Annotated in this window: 28 protein-coding genes and 1 pseudogene; 12 read left to right on the top strand and 17 right to left on the bottom strand. The window is 48.9% G+C overall.

What is annotated here, in order from left to right; all coding sequences use genetic code 11:
- Positions 1-42 precede the first annotated feature (42 nt).
- The 3 genes from M8T91_RS14610 to M8T91_RS14600 all read left to right on the top strand — a co-directional run bounded on the left by M8T91_RS14610 (position 43) and on the right by M8T91_RS14600 (position 2,907).
- The gene (locus M8T91_RS14610) at positions 43-963 is read left to right on the top strand and encodes an MlaA family lipoprotein (protein WP_301414898.1); all 921 of its coding nucleotides are present in this window, start codon (positions 43-45) and stop codon (positions 961-963) included.
- A 38-nt stretch (positions 964-1,001) separates the two neighbouring features.
- The gene (locus M8T91_RS14605) at positions 1,002-2,180 is read left to right on the top strand and encodes a PP2C family protein-serine/threonine phosphatase (protein WP_301414897.1); all 1,179 of its coding nucleotides are present in this window, start codon (positions 1,002-1,004) and stop codon (positions 2,178-2,180) included.
- 208 nt (positions 2,181-2,388) lie between these two features.
- Positions 2,389-2,907 (top strand): STAS domain-containing protein, encoded by a 519-nt coding sequence (locus M8T91_RS14600; protein WP_301414896.1) that lies wholly within the window; start codon positions 2,389-2,391, stop codon positions 2,905-2,907.
- A 42-nt stretch (positions 2,908-2,949) separates the two neighbouring features.
- Here the strand turns inward: M8T91_RS14600 and M8T91_RS14595 are convergent, their stop codons facing one another.
- Genes M8T91_RS14595 through dusA form a run of 3 tightly spaced genes read right to left on the bottom strand, consistent with a single transcriptional unit; the run spans position 2,950 to position 5,422 of the window.
- The gene (locus M8T91_RS14595) at positions 2,950-3,408 is read right to left on the bottom strand and encodes a tellurite resistance TerB family protein (protein WP_301414895.1); all 459 of its coding nucleotides are present in this window, start codon (positions 3,406-3,408) and stop codon (positions 2,950-2,952) included.
- The gene (gene tal, locus M8T91_RS14590) at positions 3,389-4,384 is read right to left on the bottom strand and encodes a transaldolase (protein ID WP_301414894.1); all 996 of its coding nucleotides are present in this window, start codon (positions 4,382-4,384) and stop codon (positions 3,389-3,391) included. The genes M8T91_RS14595 and tal overlap by 20 nt, the downstream gene beginning before the upstream one ends.
- A 60-nt stretch (positions 4,385-4,444) precedes the next feature.
- Positions 4,445-5,422 (bottom strand): tRNA dihydrouridine(20/20a) synthase DusA, encoded by a 978-nt coding sequence (gene dusA / locus M8T91_RS14585; protein ID WP_301414893.1) that lies wholly within the window; start codon positions 5,420-5,422, stop codon positions 4,445-4,447.
- A gap of 266 nt (positions 5,423-5,688) precedes the next feature.
- Between dusA and M8T91_RS14580 the strand changes: the two genes are divergently transcribed.
- Entirely contained in the window at positions 5,689-6,666 is a 978-nt protein-coding gene (locus tag M8T91_RS14580; RefSeq protein ID WP_301414892.1) for a tyrosine-type recombinase/integrase, read from the top strand.
- On the opposite strand, the gene M8T91_RS14575 is transcribed toward M8T91_RS14580, so the two are convergent.
- The 3 genes from M8T91_RS14575 to M8T91_RS14565 all read right to left on the bottom strand — a co-directional run bounded on the left by M8T91_RS14575 (position 6,632) and on the right by M8T91_RS14565 (position 7,951).
- Complete coding sequence (locus M8T91_RS14575; protein WP_301414891.1) at positions 6,632-6,925, bottom strand: pyocin activator PrtN family protein; 294 nt, start codon at positions 6,923-6,925, stop codon at positions 6,632-6,634. The two genes, M8T91_RS14580 and M8T91_RS14575, sit on opposite strands and share 35 nt — an antisense overlap.
- A gap of 228 nt (positions 6,926-7,153) precedes the next feature.
- Positions 7,154-7,276 (bottom strand): hypothetical protein, encoded by a 123-nt coding sequence (locus M8T91_RS14570; protein ID WP_301414890.1) that lies wholly within the window; start codon positions 7,274-7,276, stop codon positions 7,154-7,156.
- Positions 7,277-7,636: 360 nt separating this feature from the next.
- On the bottom strand, positions 7,637-7,951 hold the full coding sequence (locus M8T91_RS14565) for a hypothetical protein (RefSeq protein WP_301414889.1): 315 nt from the start codon (positions 7,949-7,951) through the stop codon (positions 7,637-7,639).
- A gap of 192 nt (positions 7,952-8,143) precedes the next feature.
- Between M8T91_RS14565 and M8T91_RS18980 the strand changes: the two genes are divergently transcribed.
- The 5 genes from M8T91_RS18980 (at position 8,144) to M8T91_RS14550 (ending at position 10,926) form a co-directional block, all read left to right on the top strand.
- Entirely contained in the window at positions 8,144-8,443 is a 300-nt protein-coding gene (locus M8T91_RS18980) for a helix-turn-helix domain-containing protein (RefSeq protein WP_367317724.1), read from the top strand.
- An 83-nt stretch (positions 8,444-8,526) separates the two neighbouring features.
- On the top strand, positions 8,527-8,814 hold the full coding sequence (locus M8T91_RS19060; RefSeq protein WP_496113297.1) for a phage replication initiator YdaU family protein: 288 nt from the start codon (positions 8,527-8,529) through the stop codon (positions 8,812-8,814).
- A 48-nt stretch (positions 8,815-8,862) separates the two neighbouring features.
- Positions 8,863-9,087 carry a hypothetical protein gene (locus M8T91_RS14560; protein WP_301414888.1) on the top strand — a complete coding sequence of 75 codons (225 nt, stop codon included), beginning with the start codon at positions 8,863-8,865 and terminating at the stop codon, positions 9,085-9,087.
- Between the two features lie 694 nt (positions 9,088-9,781).
- Complete coding sequence (locus M8T91_RS14555) at positions 9,782-10,234, top strand: hypothetical protein (protein WP_301414887.1); 453 nt, start codon at positions 9,782-9,784, stop codon at positions 10,232-10,234.
- A gap of 332 nt (positions 10,235-10,566) precedes the next feature.
- Entirely contained in the window at positions 10,567-10,926 is a 360-nt protein-coding gene (locus M8T91_RS14550) for a hypothetical protein (RefSeq protein WP_301414886.1), read from the top strand.
- A gap of 515 nt (positions 10,927-11,441) precedes the next feature.
- Here M8T91_RS14550 and M8T91_RS14545 read toward each other — a convergent pair.
- The 11 genes and pseudogenes from M8T91_RS14545 to ectA all read right to left on the bottom strand — a co-directional run bounded on the left by M8T91_RS14545 (position 11,442) and on the right by ectA (position 19,359).
- Entirely contained in the window at positions 11,442-11,732 is a 291-nt protein-coding gene (locus tag M8T91_RS14545) for a hypothetical protein (protein WP_301414885.1), read from the bottom strand.
- A gap of 36 nt (positions 11,733-11,768) precedes the next feature.
- Positions 11,769-11,960 carry a hypothetical protein gene (locus M8T91_RS14540; RefSeq protein ID WP_301414884.1) on the bottom strand — a complete coding sequence of 64 codons (192 nt, stop codon included), beginning with the start codon at positions 11,958-11,960 and terminating at the stop codon, positions 11,769-11,771.
- A gap of 793 nt (positions 11,961-12,753) precedes the next feature.
- On the bottom strand, positions 12,754-13,206 hold the full coding sequence (locus M8T91_RS14535; RefSeq protein ID WP_301414883.1) for a DMT family transporter: 453 nt from the start codon (positions 13,204-13,206) through the stop codon (positions 12,754-12,756).
- A gap of 692 nt (positions 13,207-13,898) precedes the next feature.
- Positions 13,899-14,060: pseudogene (locus M8T91_RS14530) on the bottom strand (helix-turn-helix domain-containing protein); the annotation flags it as partial.
- A gap of 62 nt (positions 14,061-14,122) precedes the next feature.
- Positions 14,123-15,553, bottom strand: coding sequence for an aspartate kinase (locus M8T91_RS14525; protein ID WP_301414882.1), 1,431 nt, complete (start codon positions 15,551-15,553; stop codon positions 14,123-14,125).
- Positions 15,554-15,649: 96 nt separating this feature from the next.
- Entirely contained in the window at positions 15,650-15,844 is a 195-nt protein-coding gene (locus M8T91_RS14520; protein WP_301414881.1) for a hypothetical protein, read from the bottom strand.
- Positions 15,845-15,914: 70 nt separating this feature from the next.
- Positions 15,915-16,865: an ectoine hydroxylase gene (gene thpD / locus M8T91_RS14515; RefSeq protein WP_301414880.1), complete on the bottom strand. Its 951-nt coding sequence runs from the start codon at positions 16,863-16,865 to the stop codon at positions 15,915-15,917.
- Positions 16,866-16,874: 9 nt separating this feature from the next.
- Positions 16,875-17,279, bottom strand: coding sequence for an ectoine synthase (locus M8T91_RS14510; protein ID WP_301414879.1), 405 nt, complete (start codon positions 17,277-17,279; stop codon positions 16,875-16,877).
- A complete protein-coding gene (locus tag M8T91_RS14505) occupies positions 17,276-17,410 on the bottom strand; it encodes a hypothetical protein (protein ID WP_301414878.1) in 135 nt (44 codons plus the stop codon). Before M8T91_RS14505 ends, M8T91_RS14510 begins: the two co-directional genes overlap by 4 nt.
- A gap of 135 nt (positions 17,411-17,545) precedes the next feature.
- Positions 17,546-18,841 (bottom strand): diaminobutyrate--2-oxoglutarate transaminase, encoded by a 1,296-nt coding sequence (gene ectB, locus M8T91_RS14500; protein WP_301414877.1) that lies wholly within the window; start codon positions 18,839-18,841, stop codon positions 17,546-17,548.
- A 20-nt stretch (positions 18,842-18,861) separates the two neighbouring features.
- Positions 18,862-19,359, bottom strand: a complete 498-nt coding sequence (gene ectA, locus M8T91_RS14495; RefSeq protein ID WP_301414876.1) for a diaminobutyrate acetyltransferase — start codon at positions 19,357-19,359, stop codon at positions 18,862-18,864.
- 236 nt (positions 19,360-19,595) lie between these two features.
- Here ectA and M8T91_RS14490 point away from each other — a divergent pair, with 236 nt between their 5' ends.
- From M8T91_RS14490 to M8T91_RS14480, 3 genes are all read left to right on the top strand, one after another.
- Entirely contained in the window at positions 19,596-19,880 is a 285-nt protein-coding gene (locus M8T91_RS14490) for a chemotaxis protein CheW (protein ID WP_301414875.1), read from the top strand.
- 181 nt (positions 19,881-20,061) lie between these two features.
- The gene (locus tag M8T91_RS14485; RefSeq protein ID WP_301419120.1) at positions 20,062-20,583 is read left to right on the top strand and encodes a MarR family winged helix-turn-helix transcriptional regulator; all 522 of its coding nucleotides are present in this window, start codon (positions 20,062-20,064) and stop codon (positions 20,581-20,583) included.
- A gap of 1,012 nt (positions 20,584-21,595) precedes the next feature.
- Positions 21,596-21,853: a hypothetical protein gene (locus M8T91_RS14480; protein WP_301414874.1), complete on the top strand. Its 258-nt coding sequence runs from the start codon at positions 21,596-21,598 to the stop codon at positions 21,851-21,853.
- Positions 21,854-22,086 lie beyond the last annotated feature (233 nt).

The raw sequence follows: 22,086 nt of genomic DNA, 5'->3' as shown, positions 1-22,086 counted from the left end.
AGAATCCTTGGCCTGCGTGTTTGATAGAAGAGGAGCGAGGTTTTGCTGGGACGTACAGCATTTTCGCCCGGGTTGATCGCTGCAATCCTGTCGATTTTTCCAGTGGCCGTTTTGGCACAAAATGACCCATTCGGGGCTGTGTCGGCGGATACTGCCATCGAAACCGGTATCAGTGGACAGCCGGATTCCACCGGGCAGACGAATAATGCCGTCGACAACAGTGGATCGCTGGAAGAAGAATACGGTTTTGACCCCGCGGACGAGTATGGTGATGCGGACGGTGCGGACTTTTCCCTGCGCGATCCCTGGGAGGGCTTCAACCGTGCCATATTTGTTTTTAACGATGGGGCTGATCGCTATGTGTTGAAACCCGCTGCGGTAAGTTATCGACAGATAACCCCGATATTTATGCAACACGGGATCAGCAATTTCTTCAGTAATCTGAGAGAGGTGAGCAATACTTTTAACAGTTTGCTTCAGGGCAAGTTGGGCCAGGCGGGTAATGATGCCGGTCGCTTCTTGATTAACAGCACGGTGGGTATTGTTGGTATTCTGGACGTAGCACAGTATATGGGGCTGGAAGAGGGCGATGGTGAAGACTTCGGCCAGACACTGGCAGTGTGGGGCGTACCCTCGGGACCCTACCTGGTCTTGCCATTACTGGGGCCCTCCACGGTGAGGGATACACCGGCAAAGGTGGTGGATTACTATACCAACCCAATTACCTACGTGGACCACGACCCCACCCGTTACACACTCAGGGCGACTGATATCATCCAGGACCGAGCCAGTCTGCTGGAAGCGGAATCCCTGTTACAGGGCGATCGCTATGTCTTGCTGCGCGACGCCTACCTACAGCGCCGGGATTTCCTGATCGTGGATGGCGAGGTCGACGTGGACAGTGAGGTCGAAGCTGCCGAAGCGATTGACCAGGCTGAAGTTGAGGAGTCCAGTGACTACTGATCACCCCGTAGTTACACCCGATCCCCCCAGGGCCACTGATGGCCAGCCCGAATAGTCTGTTAATGACTGAAGACGAGCAGGCCCGCGATTTTTTGCGCGGGGTGCTCTCCAAGCATGGTTTTCAGGTGATCCTGGCCTCTACCGGGCAAGGGGGTATGGAGCAGTTTTCCCCGGGCCTCTTTCAACTGGTCGTGGTGGATCTCCAGTTGGCGGATATCAGCGGGCTGGAGGTTTTGCGTAAGGTCAAGCGATTATCGCCGGAAACGGCGGTGATCATAATTTCCGACAGCGTAGAAATGGACGACGTACTGCAGACCATTCGCCTGGGCGCCTGCGATTACTTCCGCAAACCCATTGAGCAGGAAACCCTGATGGACCGGGCTATCTGCCGCATTTCCGAGGCAGAAAACCTCGCCCAGCAGAACCGTGAGTACCGACAGGCGCTGGAGTGTCGCAATCGGGAGTTATCTGATCATTTGGAGTTGCTCAGACGCGACCAGGAAGCGGGCCGCCTGTTGCAGCAACACCTGCTGCCGCGCACGCCCTATCGTTACCCCGGTGGTGTTGAGGCTGCCTATTTTCTGATCCCCTCTCTGTATCTCAGTGGCGACTTTGTTGATTACGGTCTTTTCGGTGAGCGCTTTGTGGCCTTCTATCTGGTGGATGTGTCCGGGCATGGTGTTTCTTCGGCACTGGTCACCTCGCTGGTCAAGCACAGCATTATGCATTGCCTGCGCGAGCGGCCGCTGTTTACCCATCCCGAATTCCTCAACGCAGATTTGCTTGAAATGCTCGAGCTGATAAATCGTGAGCTTTTATCCACACCCATGGGCAAGCATGCCAGCATGTTTGTCGGCGTGATCGATACAGCGGAGAATCAGTTACTCTATTCGGTAGCAGGCCAAATCCCCATGCCAGTTCTTGTCAGTGCCGGTGATGCCGAATGGCTGGCTGGCAAGGGGCGGCCTTTGGGAATCTTCGAACGGGGTGACTGGCAGGTTATGTGCGTTGAACTCCCGTCCCGCTGGCAACTGGTGGCCTGTTCCGACGGAGTGCTGGAGCTGCTTCAGGGAAATCTGCTGGAAAAAGAGGCGCAACTCTTGCAGCTGATCGAAGAGAGTGAGGGCGAACTGGAACAATTGCGCAAAAGTCTGAAAGTGGATACTTTTGGCGCCCTCCCAGACGATATTACTATCCTCACACTGGGGCACAAATAGGAACAGTATTTGATGTGACCAGTAAGTCAAATTTCTTGCCGTGACCCCCTTGTCAGTCCGGGCGGTGGGGAGTAAGCTCCGCTCACTTTCTACACAAATTGGTGTGAAGTGGCAGAACCGCCGAGGGCGATTGTGTTCTCTGCCAGTGAATTTTGCTATCCGCCAGCACATCGACTTTACTGTGCTTACGGGTGAGCCGGGGGTTGTTATGCAGTCCGGGCAAATTATGGTTGGAACCCACGAGGGTGTTTACATTATCAAGCTGATCGGCGATGTTCGGCTCGACCTCTGTACCACTTTCGATAGCTTTACCGAAGATATGATCGGGCAGGATGATTTTGCCGGAGTGGCTTTTGATTTACACGAAGCGCACGGAATCGACAGCACCACCCTGGGTTTGATCGCCAAGATTGCAATCCGCACTCTGGAACGGGGGTGTCAAAAACCCCTGGTGTTTTGTTCGGACCAGGGCATCCGGCACCTGCTTGATGCAATGGGTTTCGATGCGCTGGTGGAAATCAGCGATGAGCAGTATGAACTCGCCGCGCAAACCACTCCTCTGGAGTGCAGGATCCCGAGTGAGCATGCGGCGCGGGAGAAGGTATTGGAGGCCCACCGCGTATTGATGAGCATGAATGAACGTAACGCGGAGACATTTCACGACCTGGTACATACCCTGGAGCAGGAGTGTGAACAGCTCGACAACACCTCCACACATCCGCAGTGATCTTGCAAAAGCCGGCTGGATCCTGCCGGGCCCACAATTCAGTCAGTCTTTCCTCATATCCCGCGCTTCGGCCCGCGCTTTGGTAAACAGCCCATGGGGCAGGTAGATCAGCTCGGAAACCCGGCGAATCAGGTACTCCTCGAAGGCTTCGATGACATTGTCGGAAAAGGCCACCTGCCACATCTGAAGCACCAGCAGGTACTTGTCCCGCTCGCTGAACTGATCGTTTACCGCCTGGGTAAATTCAAATAGCGAGGTGGACTGATCCCTCTTCGCTATGGCTTCATCGATAATGACGTTAGCACTGTCGGCATCCAGCGCGTAATGCTGGCGCAACAGCTGGGTAAGGGTGTCGCGCTCGCGCTGTTCCAGCTCCTGATCAACAGTGGCCACCTCAACCAGAAGTGCGGCACTGATCATGCGCATGTCTACTGCACTGTGCGTTTCTACATCGGCACTGCTGCCAATCTGTTTAAACAACTTACGGATTTGTTGCAGCATCGGTTTTCTGGTGTCCTATTACTTGGCTCTGTAACAGCATTTCAAGGCGCTGCTGATCTTTGGCAAAATTGCGGATACCTTGGGCGAGTTTTTCTGTCGCCATGGCGTCATTGTTTAGCTGGTAGCGGAATTCCGCCTCGCTCAGTTTTCGGGTGGGGCGTGGCTGAGGCTGGATATTGGTGGGCAGTCCGCTTTCAAGTTTCCCTGTATTCTCCTCCAATGCCTGCAGCAATTGAGGACTGATGGTCAAGCGGTCGCAACCGGCCAGGGCTTCAATCTCTCCGCTGTTGCGAAAGCTCGCGCCCATCACGATGGTATCGTAGTCGCGGGACTTGTAGTAGTGGTAAATGTTGCGCACCGAGACAACTCCGGGGTCCTCTTCCCCAGGGTATGCCTTGCGTTCCCCGTTGGCCAGATGCCAGTCCAGTATGCGGCCCACAAAGGGAGATATCAAACTGGTATTCGCCTCGGCGCAGGCGATAGCCTGGCACAGACTAAACAGCAAAGTCAGGTTGCAGCGGATATCCTCGCGTTCCAGTATTTCCGCCGCAGCTATACCTTCCCAGGTGGCGGCGATTTTTATCAAAACCCGCTCTCGTGGTACCCCCACACGCTCGTAGAGAGTGGCCAGGTGGCGCGCATAGTCGATGGTAGCACGGGTATCAAAGGAGAGGCGCGCATCCACCTCTGTGGAAATCACGCCCGGAACCAGCTGTAAGATCTCTGCTCCGATATCCACGGCCAGCTTAATGGCGGCCAGCCGTGCGGTTTCAGCCGGGTTTTTGTGTCCCTGGTGACGTTGCACCCAGTTCAGAGAATCACCGATAAGCCCTTTGTATTGTGGAAGCTGGGCAGCCTTGTACAGCAGGGAAGGGTTGGTGGTGGCATCTTGGGGCCGATATCGGCGAATGGCCTCAATGTCGCCGGTATCGGCCACAACCTGACTGCGTTTTTTGAGCTGTTCCAGTTTATTCATCGCATTTCCCTTGTTTGTTGATCAGCCTCTTGCAACAGGGCCAACTGTTGGCCGCAAAGACTATATGGCATGGGCGACCAGTGCCAAAGCCTCGGACACGATTTCCGTTCCAGCTCCCTTCCTGTGGGCATTTTCGCTGAGGTGCCGCCGAAAACGTTTTGCGCCTGGCAGGCCCTGAAAGAGTCCGAGCATATGGCGGGTAATATAATTGAGTCGCTGGCCGCGGCCCAGTTCCCGCTCGATATAGGGCAGAATCTGCTCGACGACTTGGGTTGCATCCGGCCCCGCTTTTTCCCCGAACAGTTGCATGTCTACTCGCGCCAATAAAGTGGGATTTTGGTAGGCGGCGCGTCCCAGCATCACACCATCTACGTATTGTAAATGGTGCTGGCATGCTTCCAGGGACTGGATACCACCGTTGATGATAACCTGCAAATCCGGGTAGTCCTTTTTCAGTTGATAGACTAAATCGTAATTCAGTGGGGGTATCTCCCGGTTCTCCTTGGGGCTCAGACCACGCAGCCAGGCTTTGCGGGCATGCACGATAAAGGTGTTGATACCCACCACCGCCTGGGCTTCCACAAAGCGGGCCAGGCCAACGTAGTCTTCCATATCGTCTATCCCGATACGGTGCTTTACTGTCACGGGAATAGAGACGGCTGCGCGCATAGCGGCGAGCCCGGTCGCCACTGCACCCGGCTCTGCCATGAGGCAGGCGCCAAACCTGCCGGACTGGACCCGGTCACTGGGGCAGCCACAATTGAGATTGATTTCGGAATAACCCCACCCCTCGGCGATACGGGCACACTCCGCCAGTTCTCGGGGGTCGCTGCCGCCAAGTTGCAGGGCCAGGGGTTGTTCAGCAATATCAAACTGTAGATGCCGCTCCCGGTCACCGTGCAGTATTGCGCCGGTGGTGACCATTTCGGTGTAGAGACGCGCGCGTTTGCTGAGCAGGCGCCACAGATACCGGCAATGGCGGTCACTCCACTCCAAAAGTGGCGCAGTACAGAATCGGTGTGAGTTGAATTCAGTCATAACTGCATGATTTTAAATGGTTTCTTTAAAATCTAAGCCTGTGTAATAAGGTTGCAAGAGGCGCCCAAAAACCCCATTTTAACCTGTTTTTACACCCATTGCGGTACAAACTGGTACAAGAAAAAGCTTGTACCAGTGAGAAATCAAAGGCCACGATTCGGGCACGCAAGAATGCGAATGGAGAGGTACGTTATACGGCGCAAATCCGGATTTTCAAGAATTCCAAGGTAGTCTACACAGAGGCAGAGACATTCGGCAAAAAGGCGTTGGCGAAGGCGTGGGTTGAGAAGCGGGAACTGGAGCTAAGCGACCCGGACCAGTGGCACAAACAGCAGCAGCGCAGCATTACAGTAGGCCATGTGCTGCAAGCCTACCTGAATGACTTTATTGATGTTGGTAGCTTCCGGCGCAGCAAATTGGCCACGATAAAAATGCTGATACGGCGCCCGGATATTGCCGACCTGGATGCCATACATTTACGTCGTAAAGATGTTTTGGAGTATTTGCGCAGGCGATTAAAAGAGGCCAAACCCCAAACGGTTAAAAATGACATTATGTGGTTGTCGGTAGCTTTTCGCACCATCGTCGCAAGTCGGGAGTGGCCTATTGCTGCTGATGAGATAGCGACTGCATTTGATGTGGCTGTGCGTACACGCATGGTGACTCGCGCAGAGAAGCGCGACCGTAGGCCGACGCTGGCAGAATTGGAGACGATAATTGATTACTGCCTTGCCAGCCGGAAATTAACAATTCCCATAGATGAGCTGGTACTGTTTGCTATTTTCTCTGCGCGAAGAATGGAAGAGATTACTGAGCTGCTCTGGGATGACCTGGATGATGAACGTCGGCAGATCCCGGTGCGGGATGCCAAAGATCCTGTGCGCCCGGTGTCACTCTGGGCACATTTGCCGGATGAAGCTCTGGCCGTGATTCAGCGCCAACCACGTGTTGATAGACATATATTCCCTTATCTATCGAAATCAATTGGCGGTCGGTTTGGGGTAATTAACAAAGTGCTGGGAATCAAAGATTTGCGCTTTCACGGTTTGCGTCACGAGGCAGCGAGCTACTGGTTTGAACGCGGCTGGCCGATCCAGCGGGTGGCACAGATCACTGGCCATCGTTCCTGGTCTACATTGCAGCGTTATACGCACCTCTACGATTTTGGGGAGGTGGATAAGTACGCTGGCTGGAGATATCGGCCCACTCTCAAGAATTGTTTAAACGCTGCCAGTCATTCATAGCTCGCTTGCGGCAACCATCAATATGTTGTGCTAAATCATTAGCACTGATCAACCATTCACTTTTCTGCGATCCTCCACGATAAGCGGGCACGGGGAGTTGGTGTAAACGTGCGCGTTCCATTGCTTTGCGTGGCAACATTCCGAAATATTTCTCACAGCATTCCTTTGCTGCCTCCCTTGTTTCGAGTGATTCGCGACAGCTTTTTATTCCGCCCATTTGTAAGTTGTATGCACCGCAAAAAAATGCGTATCTTTTCATTAGATTCTCCGGATTTTAAAAAAAGGGTCCAGTACCTGCGGCACAAATCGTGGGGGTACAACTGACTGAATGCGCCATGGGCGCGGTGGAAATTCTTTATCTCCTGTTTTTTGCTGCGGCTTCACCGGCCAGGGCAAAGTACGCTGCGCAGTCTTCGTAGTCGTCTGCTACAAATACTCCGCAGCTTGCACGGGATTGCTTCAGTAGCACCATAAACAGCCATCCCTGTTATTCGGTGAGCTCGATTCCGTGTAGGGCATTGAATGCGGTAACGGTTTTGGCCATGGAGCGCTCGCCATTTTCTGCATCATGTTGTTCAGCACGGTCGCGCATAACCGGGTAGAGCGACATACAGGAACCCTTGTATGGGTTAGTTGAGCGAAGACTCACGGCAATCGTATGAACGGGAAAGGACCCTTCCTCCATGACCTGCTGCCAAACCTGAATCTCGCAAGACTTGTTGCTTATGCGAGTGGTGCGCAGGTGGACCTTGCTTCTGAATATCCACACCTTTGGGGGTAGGCCGTAGATCTGCCACCAACAACGGTATGGAGGCAAGGCAAGAGCTGGTTAATCAATAGCCAGCCATGGTCATTCATACAGGAGAAAACGATGGACAGGCAAAGCATACAGGATGAGGTCGCGGAACTCCTCAAATCGGAGGAGGGGAGGGAGGTGATGGCCGAAAGCCTATCTGGCCACCGAAGTGCTTCATGGATTCTTAGAAGCTGGACTAGGGAAGTTGATGACCTCACCTTTTGGTGCTTTTTGTGGTGCTACCTCTGCTGGGGAAAGAAAAGCGTCGATGGCTTCAAGGTACCTTTGCACTTGCTTGTCGTGCTTGTGCTCATCCACGCGACTCATAGCCAGGCTAATACTCTCGTCGATATTTTCTTGAGTCAGCGTTTCGATTTTGCAGAGTTTGAAGATTAAAGAGGTCAGGGCGACATGAGCAGCCTGAAGTTTTACATTTTCAGAGGGGGTTAGTTTTGGGAGGTCAAATTCGATCCTCTTGATGTCTTTCATAGTTCTTCCTTGTTAGCTGTTGGTTTGGGAGCTTTCGGCATACCGGGAATGGCGACACCTGCCCAGTGGTGTGACAGCCGGGAGAGTTCAGCAGCTTTTTGATCTACCGGAACCATTAAGACCACCAGGCAGCCGCAGAAGCAGAGGTGATATGTGAGTGCAGAAGCAATCTTTTGGGAATGGTAGCAGGATGTGAAGTCAACACACAAGCTGGTATTGCTATCGCTTGCCAGCTGTCATAACGAGGCGAGTGGCCAATGTAATCCTTCGATTAAGTATATCGTGGGGGTGACCGGACTGAATCGAAAGACGGTTATTTCAGCGATGGATCAGTTGGAAGCCTCTGGCCTGATACTGCGTGTCAAATTGAACGGGTCAAGTAACCATTTCCGTCTAAGTATTGGACATGCAACCAGCACCGAAAACGGACCAGGCCCAAAAACGGTACTGGACCAGTCCCAAAAACAAACCACGAACCTACAAGGAATCTAAAAGAACCTAAAAATATTAATACAAGAGATCAAAGAAATTCCAAACGGCCATCAGCTGAGCAACTGAACTATTCCAGCTGGCTCGTGCCTCCCTCTCCCCAAGTGCTCGCTGACTGGGTAACAACCCGCAAGGCAAAGCGAGCGCCACTTACCCAGTCCGCTGAGAATCTGATTGCCCCAGAGCTGCACAAGGCGGCGCGCCACGGCTACAGCGTGGACTACTGTCTGCAGCAGGGTTGGGTTGGTTTCAAATTTGACTGTCAGGTCAACCGAGAACCCACAACCCTGGGCAATCCCCTCCAGCCAACCAGCGCACACGCGATACCTCTGTCTGCGACATGCTCCGGGATGTCGGCTGGTGAACGGGGGTGAGTATGCGAACTATCGAAAAGTGTTCAACTAGATATTTATGGCTAAGCAATGAAATTTCTTTCTGCCCGCCAAGCCTGGCATGACGCATTCGATAGCTTTACTCAGCAATCTGATTATGCAGCGATCCAGGGTAATCAGAAGCTATCTCGCCAGGGCCTCAGGCACTATATCGATGAACTTCGGGATGAAAATGGCAAAATAACCGTCAGAATGCCTGCACAGATCGTTCATACCGTTGAAACCAGGGAAGGGAGGGGTGTAACGGTCGTATAATGGATGCCTGTGAAAAGGGGCTGATACAGGATGCAATAGCGCGGCTGCGTAAAACAGACAAGCTGGCCTACTGCTGGGGCATGGCCGCCTATGGACCACCGGCTTACCGGTATCGTGAGAGAGCCTGCCTCCTCAACTACACAATGAAGTGTTTTAACACCTGGGATGAGCCACATGATCCTTTAAAGGTTGGACAGCTGGCTATATTTTGTATTCACTCCTGTACTCTGCGTGATATGAATGGTCGTAGTATTGACCTTCGGCAGGCCCGGCAGTTATTGCGGTGCGATAAAGCCCAATGAACAAGTACTGGAGAAAGGTTTGGGTGCGGTTGCAGAGACTGCTAGATCCACTGCCAGGACGTGTACTTTTACCATTAGTTGAGATAGTGCGGGATAGTCGGATACAAAAATATAAAAATAGTGGTTTTTGAAAAATAGCGGACAGTGGATAGGGTGGCCGGCCCATGCCGCCACGGGCATAATACTTGGCTACGGATGACTCCAATTGCCTCCACGGCAATCACTCATTTAGTTTTTCCAGGAATAGCTCGCGCCGTGTTTTGCGTTTCTTGATGGTGTATTCGACTTCGGCGAACGTCAGTTGGCTCATGATTGAATCTGTGTATGTTGGAAACGTGGTAAATTATGCCAGACTGGAGCAGTTTCTCAGAGATTCCTTAGGTGTTAAATCTATGAAACAATTTTCAGAGTTATTGATAAAAATCCTTGCCGCATATCTTATTCTACGAAACCTAGGAAATGCCTCACCATTATTTTTTCTTCCAGAGTTTTGGGAAAGGGAAGAGTCTTTGCCTATTGCACCATTTGTTGTTTTTTTGCTTGCCCCTATTCTGATTGGAATTGTTCTTTGGGTATTGGCACCCAAGATAGCTCAAAAGATAATCAATTCTGATGAAAACGATGCAGCTATTTCTGAACGCGGAGTCGTAGTTGCTGGCACCTTTCTTATAGGCGTTTATTGGGCATTGAGGTCCATAGGGATTGTTATTAGCGAGATATCCACCACGCGGTCTATAGATTTCGGTAACGTTGCCGTGTTTGTAATTTCGTTGGCTTTGATTTTAGGGGGTAAATTCATTACATCTTTCTATCGTTGGCTACGAACTGCGGGCACCGGCATATAACCACCCGAAGCAGCAGGTGGGGCCTGGATTTGGAATCAAATGATCGACCGACCTCGGTATGAATGATTTCGGTCGCTGAAGATTTTCGAAAAATATCAACAAATTCAGCGGGTTAAAAACCCTTGACTTTCTGTGTGTCACAATGGTATAAAGCCCTAGAATGCCGTTTTTGCGCATTGCAGGATAAGAACCCGCTATTTGGCGGGTTTTTCTTGTCTGTAACTCTGGTATGTGCCCTACGAAACCTAGAATAGGTTGTTTAAAATAATTTAATTTATAAAAAGTGTGCAAAATATTGATTTATTTTTAAGGTTTACTTAAGAGAAGGATGTATGAAAAAAATTTATGCTTTAGTCGCAGGTCTGCTTTTGAATGTGAATACAGCTTTTGCTGATCAAGGGGTCGAAACTGGAAAGATTATAACTATCCTCGTTCATCATGCAACTCCTGTTGCCGGAGTGGAATCTCAGAGAATTGCCTTTACACTTGATGGAACTAAAACAGGTGGCTTATGCGAGTCTAATGCAAAAGAGGAATGGTTGATTTATTTAGATAGTGAGGCAGGTAAAGCGCAGTATTCTACGGTTTTAGCTGCATACATGTCTGACAAAACAATAAGTGTATATGGTAATTTAACAGCTGAATGTTATGGAGGGGGAGAGGTCGTGCGAAATATTAGGCTTACAAAATAAGGGTCCTCAAGATGCTGTGTCAATCGCCATTCATAGGCCGAAATTTTCTAACGACTCTGAAGACATAGCTTTACTGCCAAACTATTCCTAGCCCGCCCAGTGCGGGCTTTTTCGTTTATTGTATTCTAGTGAGATCAGCTTCGGGTGTTATTTACATTTAAGCTGTCGCGAAGTATGCGCAGCGGGACCACACCCCCTCTTTGAAAGCCCCGTCTGGTTAACCTGGTGGAGCTTTTTTATGGTTGTGATTCGCCTTTTTGGTCCAAATTTACTGTCCGCTATGAATACAATTCCCAGATGCTTTCCAATGAAACAGGATGGAAGTATGTCAGATAAAAGTAAGAGAATCTGTGAGGGATTCCTTATTAGTATTTTGTCTACTATAGGGGCCTCAAACGGGCTTCTAAGGCAAGAGAAACCCGCTTGAAATATCTCAAAGTTGTAACCAACTTTTTGCTATTTTGAGTTGAGCGAGTTCGATTAATAACCAGCCCAATCCTAGGCTGTCATCTGCTTTATAGGCTTGAATGAATTGCTGATGCTTGCTCTTCTCTGCCGACTAAAATTGCCGGATATGGAACAGAGCCAGGTTCTGAGTAATCTAATGCAATATAACCACCTGTTCTTGTATTTTTAAGATAAACGCCGGAGCGCGCTTCAAGCATCACAAATGTCCTGGGATCATTCACTAATGTGCTCAGCTCTGTAATCGTAGTTGGATCTTCCCCTCTGCGCGCCCTTAATTGACTATTAATGCTGTTACCAGTCATGTAGCGTCTTTGACCATTAACCTCTTTAAAGAACATCAAAAAATTTCTACCGCTGTCCCTATCGCCGATAGATTAGGCAGTAAAAGGTATATTGGCGTAGCTATACTCTATCCAACTTCCAGAGTAGTTTAAATTAAGCCCAAGAATCGTAGCATCACTTAAGTATATTCCGGGCTGAACTTCAAAGGTTAACGAAGTGGCAAGTGAGTTTGGAGCAACAGCGAAAAACAGCAGGGCATATAAGGTTGTGAGTAAGCCTTTCATAATAATATTCTCTAGGGTTTAATACACTTAAATATAGATCAATAAGGTCACAAATATTTGTCTTTGTGAAGTTTAATACAATGCAAAAAAGCTATTTTTCTTTCATTGGGTAGCTTTTTATTCGTAATTTTACAGTTAGCCCCTACAGGCGAGCCGGTACACGTAAATTTAACTAAATAAACGCTATTCCCTCTTGAGTAAGTGCAGTGTTGCAGTTGCCGAGAAAAAATATCAATGTTTGTAAGCGTGCTTTTGACCGAGATCAATTTTCTTGTCTAATTTGGCATAAAATTAATCGTGAAGTAAGATCGGTGCGTGAACTTAATTTCTATGTGGAATCTACTGTATCAAGAAAAATCATTTTTTTGCATGTGCAAAAATATAACTTGAATTAAATTCCCTAATAATTATTTTTGGCTCTGTAGATTTTCAGTATAAATAAATTTCCGGCTCGCCTGGTATGGGATTTTTCGTTTCTGGTGATCCAATGTATGACAACGATTACTTCACAGAAAGGGAGTTGTCCTGCCGTTATTGTGGTAAGAACCACTTCTCGGATGACACGCTGCGCCGGTTAATCAGAGTCAGGGAGCGCTAACAAGCCCAAGAACAGGGGAATTGGCTTTATCCAGGCGCAAAGAGACCGGCTCAGTGGCCGGTTTGGGTGGCTTCATGTCTAGTAGAGACAGCAAAATCCCACGCTGGACAAACTAAAGAATGATATAAATAGCCTCTACTACATCGCAGTTTGGCGAACTTAATTGAATTTCTATTGAGCGTATTTTTCTTAATTTTATGAACTACCATATTGCACACAGACTGCTCCCAAAAACACTAATCCTATACCAACCAGCCTCATGAAATTTATGGGTCTTTCTACAAGACCAAATGCCCCAACCTGATCAATTAAAGTTGATCCAAGAATCTGTCCTGCAACAACACAAACAATAAATAAGGCCACACCAAGTACCGGAGCAACAATCACACTACCCACCACAAACACTACCCCAACGACACCTCCAATAATAACCCACCAGGGTAACATTTTAACTTGCGATAAATTGCCCGCTCCTTTATCCCAGGTTAACCACAAAATAGCAGTTACCACAAAACTAATAAAGAGAGAAATTAATGCTGCCAACAAAGGACTGTCAAGAATTCGTGCCATAGCGGCGTTAATTGGTGGTTGGACAGAGACGGCAACCCCTATGGCAACAGCGACTGCAGTGTACAATGAGGTACTCATTTCATGGCCTCTTAACAAAAAGCACTATGTTTAAATGTATAATCGGCACGCCTGGTCAGCAGTATTGAAAATCCTTGCCATAAAGTAAAGAAGTCGACGTCCTTAATTTAGATGAAAATGAAAAGAAAAATCCGCCGCCTGCCAGACTAGCTATATTGATCATGGTGATATGTTGGCATTAAATTATCCCCTCCCAGAGCGACTTTACTGAAATCCCCAGCCAATCTTGAGGAAACCCCGTGCGTTCAAAACGCATCAGGGTGTACCACTATGTGCTTCAACTGGAAATCATTTTAGAGAATCCAGCTGTTCCAGCGCTTGGCTATTGCAAAGCATCAAAAGATTTCTTCCATAAGGGCAGTGACTTATAAACAAATAGTCGAGCCATGAACACAAAAAACCCGCCAAATAGCAGGTTCTTAGCCTGCGATTCACAAAACGGCATGCTAGGGTTTTTATACTCTCTCAGGATAAAGTTACCAAAACCCTGCTGAGAAACGCTCCTGAAAATCCTCTACGAGTTTAGCCGCTAAGCCTAATGCCCTTGAAGGCAGTGAATCCAGGTGGCGTTGAAATCGCTTCCAGATCCTCATCCATTCTCGGTTCCGCTCTGTATTATTATTGCCCAGGATGGTAAGCGGTGCTTGAACTACATTCCCTTTAGAAAAGGATGTCTTCCTGTACCGCTTAGCTTTTTTATAATGATAGAAGGTGTCTCGTAAAACACCGAGCATCTTGCAGGACTTGGAGATATTGCCGAGTTCTTCCGCCAGATTGAGCAGACCGGTCTTGTGTTTCAGGATGTGATTGTTTGAATCATGGGGTTTATTCTTGGTTTTGGTTTCAGGGTTTATCAAAACCGGTAAACCCTTTCTTTTCAAGGAAATGTGTCAGATTTGGTCTGAACTAATCCAAATTATGAGGCGAGACATATCGCCCGCCCGTGTTCATGCACTTCAACGAGTGCCGCATGCAGGCTTTTGATCGCTGCTACATAGTCGGATTCATTCACAATGAATTGCATATCCACCTGGCGCATCGACTGATGCACCGCCAGTACACTAATATTATTACTGGCAACGGCTTGCACGGTTTTTGCCAAAATTCCGGGTATCTGCATATCACTGCCGATGGCGGATACGATCGCCACTTTTTGCTGATTAAGTTCTGCTTCCGGGAAGTGTTCTTCTAACGCGGCTTGTATGCGCTTTAGCGTTTTTAAATTAGTCGATAGAAAATGGGTTAAAGTGTTGGCGTTAATGTCTTTGGAAACAATATGGGCCTTGAAACGCTTGATAATAGCTAATACGTCCTGGTCATAATCATGAATGCTGCCCGCCATATCCTGATCAAACAGTTCAAGGGCGTAGATGCCTTTGCAGCCAGCAATAATCTCCACGCAGGGGGAATCACTTACATAGTCGCCGGTAATAAGTGTGCCTGTATGTTCTGGTTCAAAAGTATTCTTGATGCGCAGCGGGATGTTGTTTTGACGTAACCCTTTGGCGGCCTTGGGGTGGATGGCTTCCATGCCCAGATTGGCCAATTGGTCGGCGACATCGTAGTTGGTTCTGCCGATGGGGACAGCACTATCTTCGCCCACCAGTCTGGGGTCGGCACTGCTAAGGTGGAATTCTTTATGGATAATGGCTTCTTTTGCCTGTGTAATCACCGCCAAGCGACTGAAGGTCATTTCGCTGTAGCCGCGATCAAATGAGGTCATCAAGCCTGCGTCACTATGAGCGTATCCGGTAACGATAGGCAGCTGTGTGTCGAGATCAATGTTGGCAAAGGCGGTTTGTATACGCTCATCCAGCGGCATGTGCGAACTGGCCCGCCACCCTGTCAGGTCAACAAAGCAGGCGTTGACGCCATCACGTTGCAAGAGCTGCACTGTATTCCAGGCGCTATGAGCTTCACCGATACTGGCCAGCATTTCCCGGACTGTCCCCAGGTGAGCTTTTAGTTCAAAGTGGCCATGCTGACAAAGACTCTGCAAATCCAGTAAACATTGCCTGGCATCACCCAGTCTTTCATTGAGAAATTCATTGGCTCGCTGAAGTAATTCACCTCCGCCAAATAAGCTTTGATTAATCCGGCGCAGCTCCGTGCCCAATTCGTCAAACTTTTCTGACCAACTCTCATCTTCTATGCCGCTGGCGAATAATCCATAAACACCGGGTTGACCACTTTTTTTGTGCTCTAATAATTTATCTGTAATGTCACCATAGGCAGAGACCACAAACACGCGTCGGTAAATCCCTTTTTTATCGTTTCTAATGATATTGTCTCTCACCGACAAGTAATCGTTCATCGATGTACCGCCAATCTTTTCAATCGTATGCATAAATTATATATAAGCCTTAATCTAATCATTAGTACTGACGCATACCACACACTGTCGAGTCGTTAAAACCGCTTCTAAACCACCGATTGGGATGTCTCAGCCACAGCGAACGCACACGCCTGCCTCATCAGTTTTGAGCCATGCGGTATTTTTGGTGAGCTGTGCAAGCTCCAACTTGTGTTCTGAAAGAATTTTTTCCTTCATAGACACATTAATGGTTAAATCGAGATTGGCGGCTGCGCCACCCGCTTGGTTCTGCTTCTTGTCCGCGACTGGGTGGGTACCAGTCAATCTTTCTTGTAATTCACTGATTCGTTGTTCCAGCAGCGCTATAAGTTAAAGCCGATCCTGTTCAAGCACGTTATTTGTGCCTGCTTGATCGGGGTATGGAGCGGATGTTTTCTCTCGTACAAATATGTTCAGGTCGAGGAGCCTGATTGCAAAATGGTTTGACCACTTTGTTGCCGATAGCGTTATAGACGAAGAAAATATTTGATCTCGGAAACGGTGTGATATTACCGTTAGATCCATGCATAACATTGCAGTCAAAGACGATCACGCTACCAGGCTTGCTGGTGGCAGATACAATACCACCCTCTGTGGCTAAAGTTTTCAGGCAGGCATCAGAAGGGACGCCATACTCTTGCTTTTTTAGTGATGCCAGGTAGTGGTTGTCAGGCGTTTCACCTTCGCACACAACATATTGCTTGTGCGAGCCGGGAATTAGCATTAACGGACCATTGTGTTCAAAATTTTCCGTCAGCGTTATCGACATGCTAAGAGCCCGCATGCGAGGCATCCCGTCTTCTACATGCCAGGTTTCAAAATCTGAATGCCAGTAGAACTCCTTGCCCCGAAATCCTGGTTTGTAGTTCAGCCGAGACTGGTGAATATACACCTCATCACTCAATAGAAAACGCGCTAGGTCAACTAGCCGTGTATCCGTCGAAAGCACTTTAAAGAGGGGGCTGTTTTCGTGTACACGAAACACCGAGCGGATGTCATCGCTGCTTGGCTCGGTGATGACTTCTCCGGATTTTTTAACCTCCGGATCTGTTCTCAGGCGCTTCAGCTCTTGTTGAAAGCTGTCCACCTCCTCGGAGGTGAACACGTCATCTAACACAACAAATCCCTGTTTGTCGTAGCTGTCGATAAGAGACTGATCAATGGGAGGGCGCGTTTCTTTAGCGGCGTAGACAGTAGGGTCTTGTCTCTTTACCAATTTGGAGGATTGTCCATTTCTTGATGCATACACATCTGTTTCGTTTGTCAATGTATTCTCCGGTGATTGATCGAATACAATTTCATTCATATACTGGCCCTACTCCTCGATGGCTTCTGCGTCCAGTTCGTAGGCGCCTTCTGCATTGTGCACCTCTTTGCCATTGAGCGGGGGGTTAAATACACAGGCCATGGTCATCTCTTCAAATGCCCGTAATACGTGTTTGTCGTGCTTGTCCAAGATGTAGAGGGTGCCCGGCTCAATGGGAAATTTTTCCCCGTCCGCGAGGGTTTCCACTTCGCCTTTCCCCGATACGCAGTACACTGACTCCAGGTGATTTTGGTAGTGCATCTGAAAATCAGCGCCCTGGTAAATTGTGGTGATATGAAAGGAAAAACCCATTTGATCTTCCTTCAGCAGAAGACGTGTGCTTTCCCAATTGCCATCCGGAGACACAACTCTTCGGCTGGACTGATTGGCCTCTGATAATTTTCTAACGATCATAAAATAACCTTATTTTTTTTAGCTTTCAATTCAATGAGCACTGTTTGCTTAGCGGTGAGCGTGGCTATGTCGCCACCTTTAATGGTGAATTGATCACCCTGCGTGACCTGCTCCCGATTGGCGGAGGACATAATGCGCAGATAATCTTTCCTCATCAAACAGCGACAGCAATAGTGGGCCGGAGACTTTTCTATAGGCAGTAGCTTTCGTTCGCCCGGCCATATTTTAATTTGATGCTTATCTTCTATGGTGGCTAATTGAGATTGTTAACCTGCATAGAAATACACTTTCTCTTCAGGGATTTCGTCTACTTTGGCGCAGACTTCCCGGATAGCGGATTCAACGATATCAATACCTTTTTTCAGGTTGTCGTCACTAATAATTAATGGGCACAGAAATTTCACGACGTGATCATCCGCGCCACTGGTCTCGATAATGAGCCCTTTCTTAAAAGCGTTGCTGGTAATTTTTCCGGCGATCTCGCCGTTGACGCAATTGATTCCTCGGAACATGCCTCGACCTTTGGCGGTAAAGTTGCCTTCACCGTATTGGCTGACAATATTTTCCAGGCGTTCGGATATGTAGCGCCCTTTGCGTTTGATGTCTTTGGAGAATTGTTGATCGGACCAGTAGTGCTCAAGCGCCGCTTTGGCTGTCACAAAGGCCAGGTTGTTACCCCGAAAGGTGCCGTTATGTTCGCCGGGCTTCCACTGGTCCAGTTCCGGCTTCATCAGCACCACGGCAAAAGGTAAGCCATAGCCTCCTAAAGATTTAGATAGGGTAATGATGTCTGGTTCTATACCGGCCTCTTCAAAACTAAAATAGTCACCAGTGCGACCACAGCCAGCCTGAATGTCATCAACAATGAGTAATAAACCGTGTTTTTTGCAGACAGACTGAAGGTTTTGCAACCACTCGATACTGGCAGCATTAATGCCTCCCTCACCTTGAACCGTTTCCACAATCACTGCTGCAGGAGAATCAATGCCGCTACTGGAATCGGAAAGTACCTTATCCAGGTATTCGGTGGTATCGATATTCTCACCGAGATAGCCATCATAAGGTATGCGATGCGTACCGCTTAAGCTCACACCGGCTGCATCGCGATGGTGTGAATTTCCGGTTGCCGCCAGTGAGCCCAGGCTGACTCCATGAAAGCCATTGGTGAAGGTGACTATGTTCTGCTGACCAGTCACGTTGCGTGCAATTTTCATTGCGGCCTCGACGGCATTGGTGCCGGTGGGGCCGGTGAACTGAACCATATATTCCATGCCGCGAGGCTTCAAAATCTTGTCATTAAAGGTTTGTAAGAACTCGCCTTTGGCCTTGGTGTGCATATCCAGGCCGTGGGTGACACCATCGTTCTGGATGTAATCGATCAAGGCACCTTTAAACAGATCATTGTTGTGGCCGTAATTCAGGGTGCCGGCACCTGCAAGAAAGTCGAGGTACTCGTTGCCTTCTTCGTCCCACATCTGCTCACCCTTGGCTCGATTAAAAATACGGGGGAAGGCGCGGGCATAGCTCTGTACTTCGGATTCAATTTCTTCAAAAATTTTCATGCGATTTCTCTGTTCGTATGTTAGCTGTGTAGGTTAAAGGGGCCGATACGCACAAGCGTTTCAGAGTCGTGTTGTCCGGCAAAATGCGTTTCTTTTTCCATCCACACAGATGATTCAAAGTCGGCTTCCTGCTTCTTGGCGAAGCTTCTGAATAAAGCCCAGGATGCTTGGTTTTCTTTGGTGATGGTGGTTTCCAGGTAGCGAAAGCCGTTGCACTGTGGACGGGCTAAGATATGAGCAAGCATGCGCGATGCCAGCCCAATTCCTCTGGCCCGTTCAGAAACGGCAACCTGCCAGACAAACAAGGTGTTGGCGCGTTCATGTATGGCGTAACCTGAAATAAAGCCCACAATATCTCCGTCCAGCTCTGCCGTTACTGATGTGTTGGCAAAATGACTGCATTGCAGCAGGTTGCAGTAGCTGGAGTTCACATCCAGTGGTGGGCAGCCCTCAATTAAACGAAACACGCTCATGCCATCCTCAAGCCTTGGCAATCTCAATAAAATACTCTCTACCACAGACAAAAGGTCTCCGAAATACATGTTATTTGATTAGTAAGCTAAGCAAATTTTATGGACGGGAAAGCCTGCAAAGGCCTAAAAGCCTTGTATCGTGGAGCTTCATGTCGAAATTCTTAGGAATATTGCTTAGAGTACAAAGCATAGTACACTAAATAATATCTAAGCTCCAGCCCTATGTGTGCCAGCTATTTAAGCGGTGCGTATTGAACGGTGACCAATGAATTAGCTTTGACGTGGGAGATGAAACCTATGTGTATCCCACTGATGAGATAAAAGAAACTATTCTTTACGCAGATCCAGTACCGGTTCCGGGTTCGCCTCGTTTTACAGAGGGTATTCTGAATGTGCGGGGAAGTATGGTGGCCGCCCTGTCATCTCGTGTAGTAATTGGCGTTGAGAGTACGGGCTTTTTAAAGGAGGATCGCATTATTATTTTTGAGATGGGGAAGGAGCAGTTTGGTGTTAGTATGGATTCGGTGGGTGATATCATTACTTTCCAATCGGATCAGGTGGCATAGAGCGACCGAGGAGAGCAATTTTCGCTGCTAAAGGGCACATGTCACCCGAATGATTGGTTATATATTCTGACCGATTTTTCAAGCTGTAGTGATCTTTGCAGTGAAAGCAGTTGATTTCTTTAGTGCTCTAAATGGTTCGCTATATAATGCGCTTGTTGAATCGTTAAATAGGGACACTATTTTGAACAGTATTGAAGAAGTCTTAGTGGCGCTGCGCCGTGTTATCAGGGCTACCGACTTACATTCCAAGCATCTTGCAAAAACAACGGGTCTAACGGCTCCGCAAATTTTGCTATTGCAAACCATTCGCGATAAAGGTGAAGTGACTATTGGGGAACTGGCCAATGAAATGAGCTTAAGTCAGGCGACAGTCACCAGCATCTTGGATCGACTCGAAAAGCGAGGCTTGGTGTACCGTGAGCGCTCTAAAGAAGATAAGCGTAAGGTGCATGCATACCTTACGGATCAAGCTGCTGAAATATTAAAAGAAGCCCCCATCCCGCTACAGGAGCACTTTGCCCGACAGTTCAGTGATCTCCAAGACTGGGAGCAGACGATGATCATCTCTTCCCTACAGCGAGTTGCTCAAATGATGGACGCTCAGCATATTGACGCCTCACCCGTTTTGGATATTGGTATGCTTGATCGGCAGGGCGGTGCAGCTGAAAAAAGCCAGTTATTCCATGAAGAGAGTGGTCAGTAGCGCAAAAAGGGCAGTGTTATTGGTTTCGTAAATGCTGTTCAGGTTATAGGTGCTGCAGGTTGTTTTGGTGGATTTTCTTGCAGTTGAGTAGCATAAGGCTCTTCAATAGCTTGCCAGCTGTTGAGTCCAAATGGCGAGTCACAATGGTCGCAACAACACCTGGCACTGTAGCGCTGTTTTATGCATGACTTTAATGTTGGACTGAGCTTTTTTTATAGTTTTGATGCTGCCATTAATGGTAGATCAGCTATTGAGAAGATGGGCTCCAGCTAGGGTAGAGAGCGTAACAGGTGCACTTGCGCAAGTGCCCATCACCAGGCTTGGAAGTACGCTCTGGCGCTGTGGACATAAGCAGCCTGGAGCTCCGGTTAATGGTTACCTGCCGGGAGAACGGCACTTAGTGTCGCCTAAAGCTTCAGCTCGATTGAATTCTTTGTAAAAAACACATACCGTAGGCCTGCTGCCCTAGCGCCCAGCCGCCTCAATGGCGCAAGACCTCAATGGCACAAGAAAAGAATAATAAATAGATAACCAATACCGCAACGATCATTTTTTATCCCGCGAGACGCCCCATATCGGGAGCGCTCGCAGGTAATCCATACACAAATAAACCAACAAAGAAGGACCGCATCATGACCGCGTAAATGATAGAAAAACGCCACCCCCCGGTGCTACCAACACCGAGGAATGGCTAACCCCAATAGATAAACAAGGTATCTAGCGAGGCTGTCTTGAATGATACGCCATACACTCGTTCGTCTTCAATAAAGGTCTCCCTGAAGGCGAGCTTTTCGAGTCACTCCTGCCCCCAGCGGCGGAGTGTGCTGTGGCGTTGCGTGATGATTGGTGTGGTCTTTTACTTCAGCCGCGCACCGCCTTTCTGGCTGCGCACCCTGCACATTGCACTTTGCTTTTTTCACTCAAGGATTATGCCTGCGGTGGGAGAAACCGCACAAAGCGCTGTGCTTTTTCGGCACCTTTCCGCCACAGGCAACTCAAGGAGCCTATAAAAATGCCTATATTACCCTGTCGATTGTTTCAGCCAGTGGAACTGGGGGATTATTTTACCTTCACACTGGTCGCCATCAAAGAGAACGCCGTAGACCTGCATATTGCGCCCGGTAGGGGTAACCAGGTGATGCGGGCTGTACGATTCCTGCAATGGTTGGACGAAACCTACCCACTGGACGCAGCCTGTGCGCTGGAGGAGGGGCCAATCGAAAAGCCCCCAGCCATTATCAGACCATTCAAGCCGCGACCCGATAAATAAACGGGGCCCTCAGAGTCAGAGCGGGCACCTCGAAAACCTGTGCAGCCATAAGCAGCACCGCCAGCGCTTACCTGTCTGTGCTGTCACAGCGGGGAGGTAAGCGCAGCCGAGATGGCGGGTCAGCGTTGTTCTGTTCCATCCCGATGCCGCCGTGGCTGCGCAAAGCTGGATCGCTGCAGGCAACACTGTCGCAGCGGTACCGGAAAGACGTGCACGGGGCAAGGGGCAGCGCC

Source organism: Microbulbifer sp. MI-G, from assembly GCF_030440425.1.
GTDB classification, from domain to species: Bacteria; Pseudomonadota; Gammaproteobacteria; order Pseudomonadales; family Cellvibrionaceae; genus Microbulbifer; species Microbulbifer spongiae.
This window is presented reverse-complemented; position numbering and strand designations above follow the sequence as displayed.